The sequence below is a fragment of the Sphingomonas sp. GW821-FHT10F09 genome (genome assembly GCF_058809195.1).
This window is the reverse complement of the sequence record NZ_JBXASI010000003.1, coordinates 1-15,815: the sequence shown is the minus strand read 5'-3', so window position 1 is coordinate 15,815 and position 15,815 is coordinate 1. Positions and strand designations below refer to the sequence as shown.

General features: G+C 70.9%; 11 protein-coding genes. 7 read left to right on the top strand and 4 right to left on the bottom strand.

The window, feature by feature from the left end:
* Positions 1 to 56 precede the first annotated feature (56 nt).
* Both AC1RTO_RS10630 and AC1RTO_RS10625 read right to left on the bottom strand, forming a co-directional pair.
* The gene (locus AC1RTO_RS10630) at positions 57 to 521 is read right to left on the bottom strand and encodes a YaiI/YqxD family protein (protein ID WP_493160851.1); all 465 of its coding nucleotides are present in this window, start codon (positions 519 to 521) and stop codon (positions 57 to 59) included.
* A gap of 2 nt (positions 522 to 523) precedes the next feature.
* Positions 524 to 2,266: a DEAD/DEAH box helicase gene (locus AC1RTO_RS10625; protein ID WP_493160850.1), complete on the bottom strand. Its 1,743-nt coding sequence runs from the start codon at positions 2,264 to 2,266 to the stop codon at positions 524 to 526.
* An 82-nt stretch (positions 2,267 to 2,348) separates the two neighbouring features.
* Between AC1RTO_RS10625 and AC1RTO_RS10620 the strand changes: the two genes are divergently transcribed.
* From AC1RTO_RS10620 to AC1RTO_RS10610, 3 genes are all read left to right on the top strand, one after another.
* Complete coding sequence (locus AC1RTO_RS10620) at positions 2,349 to 2,618, top strand: hypothetical protein (RefSeq protein ID WP_493160849.1); 270 nt, start codon at positions 2,349 to 2,351, stop codon at positions 2,616 to 2,618.
* 97 nt (positions 2,619 to 2,715) lie between these two features.
* Entirely contained in the window at positions 2,716 to 3,975 is a 1,260-nt protein-coding gene (locus tag AC1RTO_RS10615) for an MFS transporter (RefSeq protein ID WP_493160848.1), read from the top strand.
* Positions 3,976 to 4,129: 154 nt separating this feature from the next.
* The gene (locus tag AC1RTO_RS10610; protein WP_493160847.1) at positions 4,130 to 5,368 is read left to right on the top strand and encodes an arsenic transporter; all 1,239 of its coding nucleotides are present in this window, start codon (positions 4,130 to 4,132) and stop codon (positions 5,366 to 5,368) included.
* On the opposite strand, the gene AC1RTO_RS10605 is transcribed toward AC1RTO_RS10610, so the two are convergent.
* Positions 5,369 to 6,559, bottom strand: coding sequence for a BaiN/RdsA family NAD(P)/FAD-dependent oxidoreductase (locus tag AC1RTO_RS10605; protein ID WP_493160846.1), 1,191 nt, complete (start codon positions 6,557 to 6,559; stop codon positions 5,369 to 5,371).
* 80 nt (positions 6,560 to 6,639) lie between these two features.
* On the opposite strand from AC1RTO_RS10605, the gene AC1RTO_RS10600 reads away from it, so the two are divergent.
* The 3 genes from AC1RTO_RS10600 to AC1RTO_RS10590 are packed head-to-tail and all read left to right on the top strand — an operon-like array spanning position 6,640 to position 10,148.
* Complete coding sequence (locus AC1RTO_RS10600; protein WP_493160845.1) at positions 6,640 to 7,470, top strand: HpcH/HpaI aldolase/citrate lyase family protein; 831 nt, start codon at positions 6,640 to 6,642, stop codon at positions 7,468 to 7,470.
* A gap of 3 nt (positions 7,471 to 7,473) precedes the next feature.
* Positions 7,474 to 8,604, top strand: a complete 1,131-nt coding sequence (locus AC1RTO_RS10595) for a serine hydrolase domain-containing protein (RefSeq protein WP_493160844.1) — start codon at positions 7,474 to 7,476, stop codon at positions 8,602 to 8,604.
* Positions 8,601 to 10,148, top strand: coding sequence for an N-acyl-D-amino-acid deacylase family protein (locus AC1RTO_RS10590; RefSeq protein WP_493160843.1), 1,548 nt, complete (start codon positions 8,601 to 8,603; stop codon positions 10,146 to 10,148). The genes AC1RTO_RS10595 and AC1RTO_RS10590 overlap by 4 nt, the downstream gene beginning before the upstream one ends.
* A gap of 221 nt (positions 10,149 to 10,369) precedes the next feature.
* On the opposite strand, the gene AC1RTO_RS10585 is transcribed toward AC1RTO_RS10590, so the two are convergent.
* Complete coding sequence (locus tag AC1RTO_RS10585; RefSeq protein ID WP_493160842.1) at positions 10,370 to 12,205, bottom strand: amidohydrolase family protein; 1,836 nt, start codon at positions 12,203 to 12,205, stop codon at positions 10,370 to 10,372.
* Between the two features lie 253 nt (positions 12,206 to 12,458).
* On the opposite strand from AC1RTO_RS10585, the gene AC1RTO_RS10580 reads away from it, so the two are divergent.
* Positions 12,459 to 15,500 (top strand): TonB-dependent receptor domain-containing protein, encoded by a 3,042-nt coding sequence (locus tag AC1RTO_RS10580; protein WP_493160841.1) that lies wholly within the window; start codon positions 12,459 to 12,461, stop codon positions 15,498 to 15,500.
* Positions 15,501 to 15,815: the final 315 nt, after the last annotated feature.

The following is a 15,815-nucleotide window of genomic DNA, read 5'->3' as shown; positions in this document are numbered from 1 at the left end:
GTCGTGTCACTTCTCACCATTGATTGATTACGATGAAACTGGCCGCGTGAGGAAGACTACGGTAAAACGCGGCCCAACCGCGCCAGCGCCGTGTCCAGCGCCTGCAGGAACCGGCTGCGATCCGCGGCGGCGAAAGGTTTGGGGCCGCCGAGCTGGTCGCCGCCCGCGCGCAGGTCGGCCATGATCGCGCGGGTCGCGATCGCGCCGCCGATCGAGGCGGTGGTGAACGGCTTGCCGGTCGGGCTTAGCACGGTCGCGCCGGCCTTCAGCGCGCGGTCGGCGAGCAGGATGTCGGCGGTGACCACCACCGCGCTCGCATCCGCCGCCGCCGCGATCCAGTCGTCGGCGGCGTCGAAGCCGTCGCTCACCACCACGCGGGTGATGAGCGGATGGACCGGCACGCGGAAGTGGCTGTTGCTGACGATCGTCACCGGCACCTCGCGGCGCCAGGCGACCTTGTAGATCTCGTCCTTGACCGGGCAGGCGTCCGCGTCGACCAGGATACGGACGCCCACGGCCATCGTCAGCCCCGCGGGCCCTTGCGATAGGGCTTCGCCTGATGCCGGACCGGCGCGCCGCCGGTACGCGGCGGGCGGGCGGCATTGTCGCGCGGCGCGCGCGGGCCACGGGGGGCGCCGCCGCCGCTGCCGCCGGCCTCGCGCGGGTTGCCGGTGAACGGAATGATCTGGAGGCTGCCCTCGTCATTCTCGGGGTTCGCCGTGCGCTGCACGCTGGCGAGCACGCGGTCGGCGACGGTGCGCGGCACCTCGAAGATCGTGTCGTTCGGGTTGATGCGGATCGCGCCGATCTCCGCCTTGGTGATGTGACCGCGGCGGCAGATCAGCGGCAGCAGCCAGCGCGGATCGGCATTCTGGCGGCGACCGATATCCATCTGGAACCAGACGGTATCCTCGAAGCCCGGGCGGTGGCCCTGGGTGCGATCCGACTGCTGCGGCGCGGCCGAATCAAGCAGATCCTCGGCCTGCGGCATCGACGCGCGATGGGCATGGACCAGCGCGGCCGCGATATCCTCCACCGACTTCTCGGCGATCAGGCGCGTCGCCAGTTCGCGATCCTCGTCGTCGAACTCGATCGGCGCGAGCAAGGTCGCGATCAACCGCTCGCGGTCCTGCTTGCGGATGTCGTCCGCGGAGGGGGCGGGGATCCAGTCGCAGGCGATCTTGGCCTGCTTCAGCATCATGTCGACGCGGCGGCGGCGCGGATAGGGGACGATGAGGACCGCGGTCCCCTTCTTGCCCGCGCGGCCGGTGCGGCCCGAACGGTGCTGCAGCGTCTCGGCATCGCGCGGCATCTCGACATGGACGACGAGGCTGAGCGAGGGCAGGTCGATGCCGCGCGCGGCGACGTCGGTGGCGACGCAGACGCGGGCGCGGCGGTCGCGCAGCGCCTGCAGCGCCGAGTTGCGCTCGCTCTGGCTATGCTCGCCCGACAGCGCGACCGCCGCGAAGCCGCGCTCGACGAGGCTGGCGTGCAGGTGGCGGACGTTGTCGCGGGTGGCGCAGAACAGCATTGCCGTCTCCGCCTCGTGGAAGCGGAGCAGGTTGATGACGGCATGTTCGATATCGGCTGGCGCGACGGTGACCGCCTGATAGGCGATGTCGCCATGGCCGCGATCCTCGCCGACGGTCGAGATGCGCAGCGCGTCGCGCTGGTAGCGCTTGGCGAGCGCCACGATCGGCCGTGGCATCGTCGCCGAGAACATCAGCGTGCGGCGTTCGGTCGGTGAGGCGTCGAGGATGCCCTCGAGGTCCTCGCGGAAGCCCATGTCGAGCATCTCGTCGGCCTCGTCGAGCACCGCGACGCGCAGCGCCGACAGGTCGAGCGCGCCGCGCTCCAGATGGTCGCGCAGGCGGCCGGGGGTGCCGACGACGATATGCGCGCCGTGGCTGAGCGAGCGGCGCTCCTTGCTGGCGTCCATGCCGCCGACGCAGGTGGCGATGCGGGCATGCGCGCCCTTGTACAGCCACATCAGCTCGCGGCTGACCTGCAACGCGAGTTCGCGGGTCGGCGCGATGATGAGCGCGAGCGGCAGGCCAGGCGGGGGCAGGGTGCCGTCCGCCATCAGCTCGCCGGCCATGGCGAGGCCGAAGGCGACTGTCTTGCCCGACCCGGTCTGGGCGGACACGACGAGGTCGCGGCCCGTCGCCTCGGGTTCGATGACGGAGGCCTGGACGGCGGTGGGCGCTTCATAGCCACGGGCAACGAGCGCTTCGGCGAGAAGCGGGGGCAGGGAGGAAAAGGGCATGGGGTAACCTAGAATACGGCGACGCCCCCGAAGCCGCGGCCTTGGGCCAGGGCGGGAACGCAGCAGGGACAACAGAGTCGCGATGGCAAAATCGCGGGCCAGTGCGGGCGGCAATACGGGCGCAATGTGGCGCTTGTATCCGCGCATCATGGCCGTGACCGTGACCCCAGAGACCCTGCGTCGCCTAATCCGCGAAGCCGAGGCCGAGCGAGGCCGCGCCGCAGCTCCTACGCTGAATCGCGCGTTCGCGCAACTCGCCGCCGGATACCGGCTGCAATTGCAGCGGATGACGGGCGGTCGGGAACCCGCGGTCGCCGCCGATCCGCCACCACAGCAATGGTTCGCAACATAATTCCGGCCGGGCCGGATCGATTGTGCGAATGGCCGGTTGAGCCGCGACGCGAGCGGATGTCCATCGTGGACCGACCCCGCGACGGAGCGACGACCCGATGGCCAGCCTTGCCCCGCCTGCACCGCTGCACCCGCCGGGGAACACGCCCGGTCATCATGCCGGCGGCACGCTGGATGCGCTCAATTTCTTCCTCGCCGACGTGCGCGACGGGCTGGGGCCGTATCTCGCCATCTACCTGCTGGCGGTGCGCGGCCCGGCGCATGGCTGGAACGAGGCGACCGTCGGGCTGGTGCTGACGATCGCCGGCATCGTCGGGCTGGTGTCGCAGACGCCGGCCGGCGGCCTGATCGACCGCAGCCGCAACAAGCCGCGCATCGTCATCATCGCGGCGATCCTGGTGACGCTCAGCAGCGTGTCGCTGCCCTTCGTCAGCGGGTTCGCGGTGGTGACCGCGACGCAGTCGATCGCGGCGGTGGCGGGCGCGGTGTTCGCGCCGGCGATCAGCGCGATCACGCTTGGCCTGTTCGGACCGAAGTTGTTTTCGAAGCGGGTCGGCCGCAACGAGGCGTTCAACCATGCCGGCAACGCGGTGTCCGCCGCACTGGCGGGCGCGCTGGCGTGGAATTTCGGGCCGGTCGTGGTGTTCTGGCTGATGGGCGCGCTGACCGTGGCAAGCGTCTTCGCCGCGCTGCGCGTGCGCAACGGCGACATCGACAATGCGGTTGCGCGGGGGCTCGACTGCGAACCCGAGGAGGGCTGCGACGAGCCCGGCGGCTGGCGGGTGCTGGTCGAGAACCGGCCGCTGCTGCTGTTCGCCGCCATCGCCTTCCTCTTCCACCTCGCCAATGCGGCGATGCTGACCTCGGTCAGCCAGTTGCTCGCCAAGACTGTCGGCAAGGATTCGGCGACCTCGCTGACCGCGGCGTGCATCGTCGCGGCGCAGCTGGTGATGGTGCCGGTCGCGGTCATCGTCGGGCGCAACGTCGACGCCTGGGGCCGCAAGCCGTTGTTCCTCGTCGCGTTCGGCGTGCTCGCGGCGCGCGGTGCGCTCTATACGCTGTCGAACGATCCATGGTGGCTCGTCGGCGTGCAGGCGCTGGACGGGGTCGGCGCGGGCATCTTCGGCGCGCTCTTCCCGGTGGTGATCGCCGATCTCACCAAGGGCACCGGCCGGTTCAACGTCAGCCAGGGTGCGGTCGCGACGGCGCAGGGTCTCGGCGCCGCGCTCAGCGCGACGCTGGCGGGGACGATCATCGTCTGGGCTGGCTATGGCGCGAGCTTCATGACGCTTGCGGCAATCGCCGGTGTCGGGCTCGGCCTCTACGCGGTCGCGATGCCGGAGACGAAGCCGGCGTGATGGGTGGCGGTGATGCCATAACGCCCTCCACCCCGCGGCGAGGGGCAGTGTTCGTGCATTCAGCAGTGCCCCCGGCAGCCCGGTCGACCCGGGAACGAGTTCGGGGTGACGGAGGGGAAAGCCCACCCCCGCATCCGCATCGCGCGCCCGCCCGATGATCGCCACGGTCGCCATCTGCGCCGCCGCAACCGCCGGCGTCATCGTCCGCCCGTATCGCTGGCCGGAGGCGGTGTGGGCGGTGCTCGGCGCGGCGCTGCTGCTCGTTACCGGGCTGATCGCGCCGCCGGCCGCCTGGGCGGCAGTGCTGAAGGGCGGCGACGTCTATCTGTTCCTGATCGGCATGATGCTCCTGTCCGAAGCGGCGCGCGGACACGGCCTGTTCGACTGGGTCGCGCATCGCGCCGCCGCGGGCGCGCGCGGATCGGCGGCGCGACTGTTCACGCTGGTGTTCCTCGTCGGCGTGGTGGTGACCGCCTTCCTGTCGAACGATGCGACCGCGGTGGTGCTCACCCCCGCCGTCTATGCGGTGGCGCGACAGGCGAAGGTCGCGCCTTTGCCTTTGCTGTTCGCCTGCGCGCTGGTGGCGAACGCCGCGAGCTTCCTGTTGCCGATCTCCAACCCGGCCAACCTCGTGCTCTATGCCAGCGACCTGCCGCGGCTCGGCGCATGGCTGGCGGCCTTCGCCCTGCCGTCGGTGATGGCGATCGGAGCGACATGGCTGGCGCTGCGCTGGCTGTTCCGCGCCGATCTGTCGGGGCCGGCCGAGCAGGGCGCTGCGGTCGCGCTCAGCGGGGGCGGCCGGATGGCGCTGGCCGGGATCGGGGCGACCGCGGCGCTGCTGACGCTGGCGTCGGCGCTGGGCTGGGACCTTGGCTGGCCGACCTTCGTTGCCGGCGTGGCGACGGCCCTCGTCGTGCAGTGGCGCGCCGGCGCCTCGCCGCTGCCGCTCGTCCGTGCGGTGTCCTGGTCGGTGCTGCTGCTCGTCGCCGGGCTGTTCGTGATGGTCGAGGCGCTGGCGGGGACCGGGCTGATCGGCTGGCTCGCCGTGCGCCTGTCCGGCGGCGCGGCGAGCGATCCGCGCACGACCGCGGCGGTGGCGGGCGGGCTGCTCGCGGTCGGCAGCAACCTCGTCAACAACCTGCCCGCCGGCCTGATCGCGGCGCAGACGATCGCGGCGGCGCATCCGCCCGCGGTCGTCGTCGATGCGCTGCTGATCGGTGTCGACCTCGGCCCGAACCTGTCGATCACCGGATCGCTGGCGACGATCCTGTGGCTGATCGCGATCCGCCGCGAGGGGGAGGATGTCACCTTCCTCCAGTTCCTGCGCGTCGGCGTGGTGACGACCGTCCCGGCGCTGGTGCTGGCGATCGGCGTGCGGGTGCTGATCGGGTGATTACAGCGCCTGCGCCGCCGCCCAGCCGCTCGCCCATGCCCATTGGAAATTATAGCCGCCCAGCCAGCCGGTGACGTCGACCGCCTCGCCGATCGCATGCAGACCCGGCACCCGCCGCGCCTCCAGCGTCTGCGAGGAGAGGTCGGCGGTGCTGATCCCGCCCGCGGTCACCTCCGCCTTGGCATAGCCTTCGCTGCCATTGGGGGTGAAGCGCCACGCCGACAGCTGCCGCGCCGCCTCGTCCAGCCGGCGGTCCGGGGCGTTGGCGAGTTCGCCCGTCACCGCCAGCCGCTCGGCCAGCGCCTCGGCGAGCCGGTCGGGCAGGGTGGCGGCCAGCGCCCGGCGCAGCGTGGTGCGGGGCTGCGTGCGCTTCGCCTCGACCAGCCAGTGCGCGGCGGCGTCGGGCACGAAGTCGATCGTGATCGGCTCGCGCGCGCGCCAGTAGCTCGACACCTGCAGGATCGCCGGGCCGGACAGGCCGCGATGCGTGAACAGCGCGGCCTCGCGGAACCGCGCCTTGCCCGCGCTGGCGACGACATCCGCGGCGACGCCGGACAGCGTGCGGAACAGCGCCTCCTCGCCGCCCAGCGCCAGCGGCACCAATGCCGGCCGCGGCTCGACCACCTTCAGCCCGAACCGGCGCGCAAGGTCATAGGCGAAGCCGGTCGCGCCCATTTTAGGGATCGACGGCCCGCCGGTGGCGATCACCAGCCGCGGCGCGGTGACGCTGCGGCCGGGGAGGGCGACGGTGAAGCCGTTGCCGTCATGTCCGACCTCGCGGATCGCGGACGACAGCGCGAGCTCGACCCGCCCCATCTCGCATTCGCCGAGCAGCATCGCGACGATCTGCCGCGCGGATCCGTCGCAGAAGAGCTGCCCCAGCGTCTTCTCGTGCCAGCGGATGCCGTGGCGCTCGACCAGGCCGAGGAAATCGGTGGCGGTGTAGCGGCCGAGCGCCGATTTGGCGAAATGCGGGTTGGCGGACAGATAGCGGTCGGGTGCGGTGTGGATGTTGGTGAAGTTGCAGCGGCCGCCGCCCGAGATCAGGATCTTCTTGCCCGCCTCGTCGGCATGGTCGACCAGCAGCACGCGCCGGCCGCGCTGGCCCGCGACGGCGGCGCACATCAGGCCAGCGGCACCGGCGCCGAGGACGATCGCATCATAAGGGGCAGGATAAGGGGCAGGCGGCATGGCGGCGGCGTGTAGCGGTTCGCCGCGCGCTTGTCTTGCATCCTCCCGGCACGCTACGCCCTGACGTCGAGGAGAATGCCATGCGGTTGAGGTCCCTGCTGTTCGTGCCCGGCGACCGCCCCGAACGCTTCGCCAAGGCGGCGGACAGCGGCGCGGATGCGGTGATCCTCGACCTTGAGGATTCGGTCGCTGCCGCCGCGCGTCCGGCGGCGCGCGAGGCGGTGGCGAGGTGGCTGCGCGAGCCGGCGGCGGTGACGCGCTTCGTCCGCGTCAATCCCCTCGGCAGCGACGGGCTGGCGGACGACCTCGCGGCGGCGCGCAGCGCGGACGGCGTGATGCTGCCCAAGGCCGGATCCGCCGCCGACGTCGCGACGCTGGTCGCGGCGATGGGTGCACACGTCGTCCCGGTGCTGCCGGTCGCGACCGAAACGCCGCTCGCGGTGTTCGGCCTCGGCGGCTATCGCGCGGTGGCGGAGCGGCTGGCCGGGCTGACCTGGGGCGCGGAGGACCTGCCCGCCGCGATCGGCGCATCGACCGCGCGCGAGGCGGACGGCCGCTATACCCCGCCCTACGAACTGGTCCGCACCCTCGCGCTGATGGGCGCGCATGCCGCCGGCGTCGCGGCGATCGAGACGGTCTATCCGGCGATCAAGGACCTCGCGGGCCTATCCGCCTATGCCGCACGGGGCGCGCGCGACGGCTTTACGGGGATGATGGCGATCCACCCGGCGCAGGTCGCCGCGATCAACGCCGCTTTCTCCCCCACCGCTGACGCGCTCGCCGAGGCGGAGCGGATCGTCGCCGCCTTTGCCGCCCACCCCGGCGCGGGTGCGCTGCAGCTCGACGGGCGGATGATCGATGCACCGCATCTCAAGCAGGCGCGCGCCCTGCTCGCCCGCGCGGGCGGCTAGCCGATGCTGTCGCTCCTGCTGCTCGCCGCCGCGCAACCGGTCGCCACCGCCCGCGTGACCTTCGACCGCAACGGCATCGTCACCGCCACGGCGAGCGGCCTCGCCGACGTGGCGCAGCGCCGGGCGATGCGCCCCGACGATCCCGTCCGCGTCGCCTCGATCTCCAAGCTGGTCACCGCGATCGGCGTGCTGCGGCTGGTCGAGGCGAAGCGGCTCGACCTCGATGCCGACGTCTCCGCGCTGCTCGGCTGGCGGCTGCGCAACCCGGCGCATCCCGACGTGCCGATCACGCTGCGCCTGCTACTGTCGCACCGGTCGAGCCTGACCGACCGGATCGACTATGTCCTGCCGCTCGATGCCGACATGCGGGCGACGCTCGCCGACCCCGCGGCCTGGGACGCCGACCACGCACCGGGGACGTATTTCCGCTACACCAACTTCAACTTCCCCGTCATCGCCGCGGTAATGGAGCGCGCCACCGGCGAACGCTTCGACCGGCTGATGGACCGGCTGGTGCTCCGCCCGCTCGGGCTCGACGCCTGTTTCAACTGGGCGGCGTGCAGGCGCGCGACGGTGGCGCGCGCGGTCGTGCTGTACCGCGACGGCCAGCCGGTGAAGGACGCCGCCGCCGCCACCACCTGCCCGGTCACCCCCGCGCGCGACGGATCGTGCGACCTCGACCGCTGGCTACCGGGCGTCAACGGCGCGATCTTCGCACCGCAGGGCGGCCTGCGCATCTCGGCAAGGGGCCTCGCGACGATCGGCCGGCTGCTGCTCGGCCGCGGCACCGTCGACGGCGTGCGGCTGCTCTCACCGCGCACCGCCGCGCTGCTCGCGACCCCGCTGTGGCGGCAGGACGGCGGCAACGGCACCAGCGAGAATGGCTTCACCTGCCGCTACGGCCTCGCGGTCGCCTTCCTCGCGACCGAGGCGCCGGGTTGCCACGACGATCCGTTCGGCGACGGCCGGCAGCGGTTCGGCCATGCCGGCGAGGCGTATGGCTTGCGATCCGGCCTGTGGGTCGATCCCGCCGCCGGCACCGGCGTCGCCTATGTCGCGACCGACGTGTCCGCCGCGCCGGGTGCGCATTCCGCCTATACCGCGACCGAAGAACGGCTGGCGGCCGGGCGATGAGGCAGGCCGCAATCCTCGTCGCGCTTGCCGCGCTCGGTGTCGCCCCCGCGCCGGAGCGCGTCGACCTCCTCATCCGCGGCGGCACCGTCTTCACCGGGTCCGACGCGCCCTTCGTCGGCGACGTCGCCATCCGCGGCGACCGGATCGTCGCGGTGGGTCCGCGTCCGGTGACCGCCCGCCGCACGATCGATGCGCGCGGCCTGATCGTTGCGCCCGGCTTCATCGATCCTCACACCCATGTCGAGGTGATGCTCGCCGATGTCGATCCGCGCCGCCGGCTGGTCGTGCCGTTCCTGATGCAGGGCGTCACCACCGCCTTCATCGGCAACGACGGCGGCGGCGATCCCGATGTCGCGCGGGTGCTCGCCGGCGCCCGGAGCCGCCCGGTCGGGATCAATTACGGCGCCTATGTCGGCTTCGGCGCGGTGCGCACCGCGGTGATCGGCGAGGCGCGGCGCGCGCCGACCGCGGCGGAACTGACGGCGATGCGCGCCCTGGTTGCGAAGGGCATGTGCGGCGGCGGCCTCGGCCTGTCGACCGGACTGTTCTATGCTCCGCAGAGCTTCGCCACCACCGCGGAGGTCGTCGCGTTGGCGCGCGAGGCGGCGCGGCGCGGCGGCGTCTACGACAGCCACATCCGCGACGAATCGAGCTATACCGTCGGCCTTGCCGCCGCGATCGACGAGGCAATCCAGATCGGCCGCGACGCCGGCCTGCCGGTCCACATCAGCCACATCAAGGCGCTCGGCGTGGACGTGCAGGGCCGCGCGCCCGCGATCATCGCGCAGGTGGAGTCGGCACGCCGCACGGGGCAGGCGGTCACCGCCGATCAATATCCGTGGAGCGCCTCGGGCACGAGCCTCGTCGCGTCGCTGGTGCCGTTATGGGCGCAGGACGGCGGCCGCCCGGCCCTGCTCGCGCGCTTCGCCGATTCGGCGCTGGCGGCGCGGCTGCGCACCGACATGGTCGAGAACCTGCGCAAGCGCGGCGGCGCGGCAGCGCTGCTTATCACCGAAGGCGCGGAAAAGGGCCGCACGCTCGCCGCGGTCGCCGCCGCGCGGGGCACCGACGCGATTGCCGCAGCGATCGCAGTGATCCGCGTCGCCGATCCCGCGGTCGCCTCGTTCAACCAGAGCGAGACGGACATCGCCGCCTTCATGCGTCGCCCCTGGGTGATGACCGGCTCCGACGCCTCGACCGGCCATCCGCGCGTCTACGGCACCTTCGCCCGCAAATATGCGAAATACGTCGTCGCCGACCGGGTGCTGCCGCTGCGCGCCTTCATCGAGCGCAGCAGCGCGCTGACCGCCGACACCTTTGGCCTCGAGGGCCGCGGCCGCCTGCGCCCCGGCGCGTTCGCCGACGTCGTGGTGTTCGATCCTCGCCGCTATGCGGCCCGCGCCACCTACGAACAGCCCGAACGGCCCGCGGCGGGCGTCCGCACGGTCGTCGTCAACGGCGTGATCGCGGTCGACAACGGCCGCCTCACCGGCGCCGCCGCCGGCCGCGCCCTGCCGCACCACACGCCAAGGGGCTGCGACTGAAGCGGCTGGAGAATATCCGTCATTCCCCATCAACGTCGTCGGGGTACGCCGCGCCCTGAAAAGAAGAATGTGTTCGCGCGGAGGCGCGGAGGGCGCAGAGGTGTTGCGCGCGGGGCAGCTAAGCACCTGTCATCTCTCCGGTATAAGAAGAAGACCTCCGGTCCGGCGAGTGCGACACCTCCGCGTCCTCCGCGCCTCTGCGCGAACTAACCCCCGCCGGGCTACCGGTAGAAGCGCAGATCCCCCAGCTGCAGCCAGGCCCGCCCGCCCGGCTCGCCTTCCAACCGGAACACGAGCGCGCGCAGCGCCGCCACATTCAGCCGCGCCGAGCCGTCGCCGCTGGCGAACGCCGCGAACGGGAGTCGCACCTTCGCCTCGTCCGCGCCCGCGGCGAAGCTCGCGCGGAACGGGCTGGCCAGCCCGTAACCGTCCAGCGTCAGTCGGTATCGCCCCATCCCGCGCGCGCGAAACGCCACCCCGGTGAACCCGCGCGCATCCGCCCGCAGGATCGCACCGCGGGTCAGCGGCACGACCAGTTGCGCATAGGGCCGGCTCGCCGCCCCCAGCCGCGCGACCGCGAACAGCCGCCGCGCGGCGCTGTCGTCGGGGCGGACGATGTCGAGATGGCTGTGGTCGATCCCCGGTTCGGTGCTGTCGACCGGCAGCGTGTCGAGGTCGGTGCGTCCGTCGCCGCGCATGCCCGTATCGATCGGCCCGGTCATCCGCACCGCCGGCAGCGGCGAGGGCGGGTCGCCGTCGACCAGCCGCCGCAGTGGTGGCAGCGCGACCTCGCGCCCGGACAGGAAGACGCGCGCCACCTTGTGCAGGTCGTCGAGCCGCACGTCGGGCCGGCCGTCGACCAGGATCAGGTCCGCCCGCTGCCCGATCGCGATGCGGCCGGCATCGGTGCGGCGCATGATCCGCGCCGACACGGCGGTCGCCGCCGCCAGCGCCTGCCGCGGCGACAGGCCGGACCGTCCGAGCAGCCGGACCTCGCGCACCGTCGACCAGCCATGATAGACGCCGCCGACCCCCGCATCGGTGCCGACGCCGATCGGGATGCCCGCATCGCGCAGCCGGGCGACGTTCGCCTGCATGATCGTCCAGCGCCGGCTATCCAGCGCCGGGACCGGTTCCGGTGCCGCCGCTATCCGCGCGGCCTCGCCCTCGCGTTCGGGCGGGCGCAGCGCCTGCCATTCTGCGGGCACGAACGTCCGGTCCTCCTGTGGTTCGTAGACGACCAGCGTCGGGATATAGGCGGTGCCGCCCGCCCGCATCGCCGCGATCAGCGCATCGTCGACCATCGCGTCGCCGACGCCGTGGCCGACCGCATCGACCCCCGCGGCGGCGGCGATCTTCGCGCCCGTCAGCGTCACCGTATGCGTGATGACCGGGATCCCCGCGGCATGCGCGTCGTGGACGATCGCCGCCAGCGTCGGCGTGTTCATGTCGCCGAGGTCGGGCGACCGGCCATATCGCCAGCCGTCCGCGAACACCTTGATGACGTCGGGGCGGTAGGACAGGGCCGTGCGCATCGCGAGATGCGCGGCGCGCGGCGTCGCTGCCTGCAAGGTGAAGGCGCTGCCCCAGCCGAATTCGGTGCCATGCCCGCCCGGCACCCCCAGTCGCACCGCCAATGCCAGATGCGGCGCGGGGACGCTGCCGTCGCCGGTCATCGCGCGGATGGGCGCGAGCATCTCGCCGCTCAGCGAATAATCGTTCGCGTCGGTCACCCCGGCGAGCAGATAGGCGGCATAGGCCTTGCCAAGGTCGTCCGCCGCGTAAAATCCCGGCGCACGCATATGCGTGTGCAGGTCGTGCAGCCCCGGCAGCAGCGTCATGCCCCGGCCCTCGACGATGCGGGTGCCGCGCGGCCGGGCGAGGCGCGTGCCGATCGCCGCGATCCGGTCGCCGCGGACCAGCACGTCGGCGACGAAGACCGCGGCGCCGCTGCCGTCGAACACCCGCACGCCGCGGATCAGCATGATGTCTCCGGGTGCGGGCGATGCCGCCGCGACCAGCAGCGCCATCAGCATCGCGACGAGAGTGCGGATCATGCCGGCGTTCCTTCCTGCATCGTAGGCGACAGTCGCAGCAGCGGACGGCAACGGGCAAGCACTTTATGGCGTGCCATTGGCGCGCGTGATCCAATCTGTCGCCCCGCAGCCACGGCACGCAAAAAATGGTGCGCCGCCGCGTTTCTGCGCTGGCGTTTCGTGACGTTTTCGTTGCTAATCCGTCAACGCCGTCGGGGGACGGTATCAGGGGGCAGAAAAACACATGGCGAACAACGCGTTGCGGCGTATCTTGATGAGCGGGTGCGGACTCGCGCTGGTTTGTGGCGGCGCCGGTGCGGCCGTCGCGCAGGGCGTCGATACGCAGACGACGACGCCCGATGCCGCGACCCCGACCGGGGCGGCGACGCCCGCCACCGGAGCGGGCATCACCAACGTCCCCGCGGCGGACGGCGACATCCTCGTCACCGGCTCCCGCATCAAGCAGGATCCCAACAACAGCGCGTTACCGCTCCAGATCATCACCAATCAGGAACTGACCCGCAACGGCATCAGCAATCCCGAACAATTGATCGCCTTCCTGACCACCAACGGCAGCGGTGCGGACAATCTCGCCTCCAACGCCGACGTCACCTCGGGTGCGCAACGCGGCACCAACGGCCTGTCGGCGGCGAATCTGCGCGGGCAGGGGTCGGCAGCGACGCTGGTGCTGCTCAACGGCCGGCGCGTCGCGGCGCACGGCCTGTCCGGCGCGGCGGTCGACGTCAACCAGATACCCTTCGCCGCGATAGAGCGGGTCGAGGTGCTGAAGGACGGCGCCTCGGCGATTTATGGCACCGATGCGATCGGCGGCGTCATCAATTTCATCACGCGCAAGGATTACCGGGGGCTGGGGCTCCAGGCGTTCAACGACATCACCGAAGCGGGCGGCGGCAACATCTATCGCCTGTCCGGCATCGCCGGTTACGGCGATCTCGCCGAACAGGGCTTCAACGTGATGGGTGCGGTCAGCTACAGCTGGAACAACATCCTGCGCGGGTCGGATCGCGACTTCGTCAACGGCAACCAGCCCAATCGCGGCCTGTCGATCGACACCCGCGGCACGCCGATCGCCACCGCCTTCGCGCTCAACAACGGCGCCTTCCTGCCGCGCGGGCCGGCGGGGCAGATCGGCACGCTGCTCGGCGGCACCACGGGAACCCTGGGGGCAGGGGGCGCGACCAACACCGCGCCGCTCGCCGGGCTGCAGGTGCCGGGACTGACCACGACCTATGGCGCTGGCGGCATCAACCTCCTCAACCTGCCCGGCGGGGCGGGGTGCGAGACGATGGACGGCGGCATGGCCTATGACGCCGCGCTGTGGAATGCGCCCAACGCGCGCTATGCCTGCGCCTGGGATACCGGCCGCGCCGCGGTGATCCAGCAGCCGATCAGGACGCTGACCTATTATGCCCGCGGCGTCGTGCGGATCGCGCAGGAGCACGAGCTGTCGCTGGAGGTGACCGGCTCGGACGCCAAATCGGCGAAGAGCTTCTCCAATGCGCAGGTGTCGAGCAACACCTCGAACTTCCAGGTCGCCTATCCGCTCAATGCGCTGACCGCGTCGAGCTACAATGCGGTCTACAATGCGATCGCGGCGCAATTCCCCGGCGTCGCCGCCAATTACGGCAAGCCGATCGCCTTCCGCTGGCGCTGCATCGCCTGCGGTCCGCGCGAATACAGGACCGAGACGAAGACGATCCGCGTCGCCGCGGCGATGGAGGGGCCGCTGTGGACCGGCTGGGACTATCGGGCCGGCGCCTCCTATGCGCGCAGCGAGGCGGCGTCCGTGCTCGGCACCGGCTATTACTACCGCGGCACGCTGGCCAGCGGCGCCTACGACCCGTCGGCGCCGACCGCGCCGGGGGCGGCGGGGCCGGGTCTCGCGGGGCTCATAAACGCCGGCCTGCTCAACCCGTTCAGCCTGACGCAGAGCGATGCGGGTCTTGCCGGCCTGCAGGCGGTGTCGGCGTTCGGCCAGACGCTGTACGGCGGCCAGTATGAGGTGAAGCAGTTCGATTACTCGGTGTCCGGCCCGCTCGTCCGCCTCTGGGGCGACCAGTCGGTGCAACTTGCCGCCGGCATCGACTACCGCCGCGAAATCTACAGTTTCAACGGCTCGGATGCAGCGGCCGCCACCGCGCCTGTGATCTTCCTCGCCGCCTTCGACAACGTCAACGCGCTGCGGAAGCAGACGCGGACGGTGAAGGCGGCGTATGCCGAAATGCTGGTGCCGATCCTGCCCGGGCTCGACGTCACTGGCGCGGTGCGCGTCGACGATTACACCGGCTTCGGCACCACGACCAATCCCAAGGTATCGATCAAGTTTCGCCCGTGGGAACCGCTGCTGTTCCGCGCCTCCTACAACACCGGCTTCCGCGTTCCCTCCTTCAACCAGATCTTCAATGGCCTCACGGAATCTCCCTATTTGGGTAGCGACCTAGCCGATCCGACCCGGTGCCCCGGCGGCGTCCCCAACACGGCCAATCCGGCCTGCGTGCTGATCCGGCCGAACATCCTGACGGGCGGCAACCGGACGCTCGGTCCGGAAACCGCGCGTCAGTTCAGTGCCGGCGTGGTCATCCAGCCTTCGCCACGCTTCAGTGCATCGGTCGACTGGTGGAAGATCGACGTCGACGACACGATCCAGACGCTGACGTTGCGGCAGCTGATCGACAATGCGGCGCTGTTCACCGACCGCTTCCTCCGCGATTCCGCAATCAACGAGATCGTCGCGATCGACGATACATGGATCAACGCTGGCTCGCGCCGAACACAGGGCCTCGAAGTCGCTGCGCGCGGCGGGGTGGAGGCCCTGGGCGGCGTTGTCTCGACCGGCATCGATGGCACGTTGCTGCTCAAGAAGCGCGAGAAGCTGACCCCGACCTCGCCTTATGGTGCCAGTCTGATCGGCGTGTTCACCTTCGCAGGCGACCTCGGCGTGCGCTGGAAGCACAACGCCTTCGTCAATTATGCGAACGACGACGTCGTACTGTCGCTCACCCAGATTTTCCGAAAGGGCTACAGGAACTTCGCGCTGCCCGGCATCGCGGCGGGAACGATCACCCGGCCCGACTACAACACGAACGTGGACGACTATACCATCTACAACGCGTCGGTCAGCTATATCGGTCTGCCGGGGTTCAAGATCACCGCGGGCGTGCGCAACCTGTTCGACACCGATCCGCCGTTTGCCGTCACCTATGACGGCAACACCGGGGCGGGCGGTTCATGGGAACCGAGGATCGCGGATCCGCGCGGGCGCTCGTTCACGATGAGCGCGGAGGTGAAGTTCTGAGCCTCGCAGCGAGGTGGGGCAGGGTCATGCTTTGGCATGGCCCTTGATGCCCCGGAGTGGGCTGTTGAGGGGTTGGTTTGGGTGTTTTGCCAAAAAACTGTAATTTGGAGTTGACGGGTGTTGGGTGTGGGCCTAGATGGGTGTCACCGCAGCGGTGGCCGGATGGTCGCTGAGGCAGTCACAACAGACCTGGCGCGCTGACCGCCCCGAGAAAAAGGGGTAAGGGAGCTGTGCCGGTGTTTTTGTCGGCTCTTTGACATTGTTGATTGATGAAGGGACATGTGGGCGGCGGCTTGCGGTCTGCGGCGTATTCAA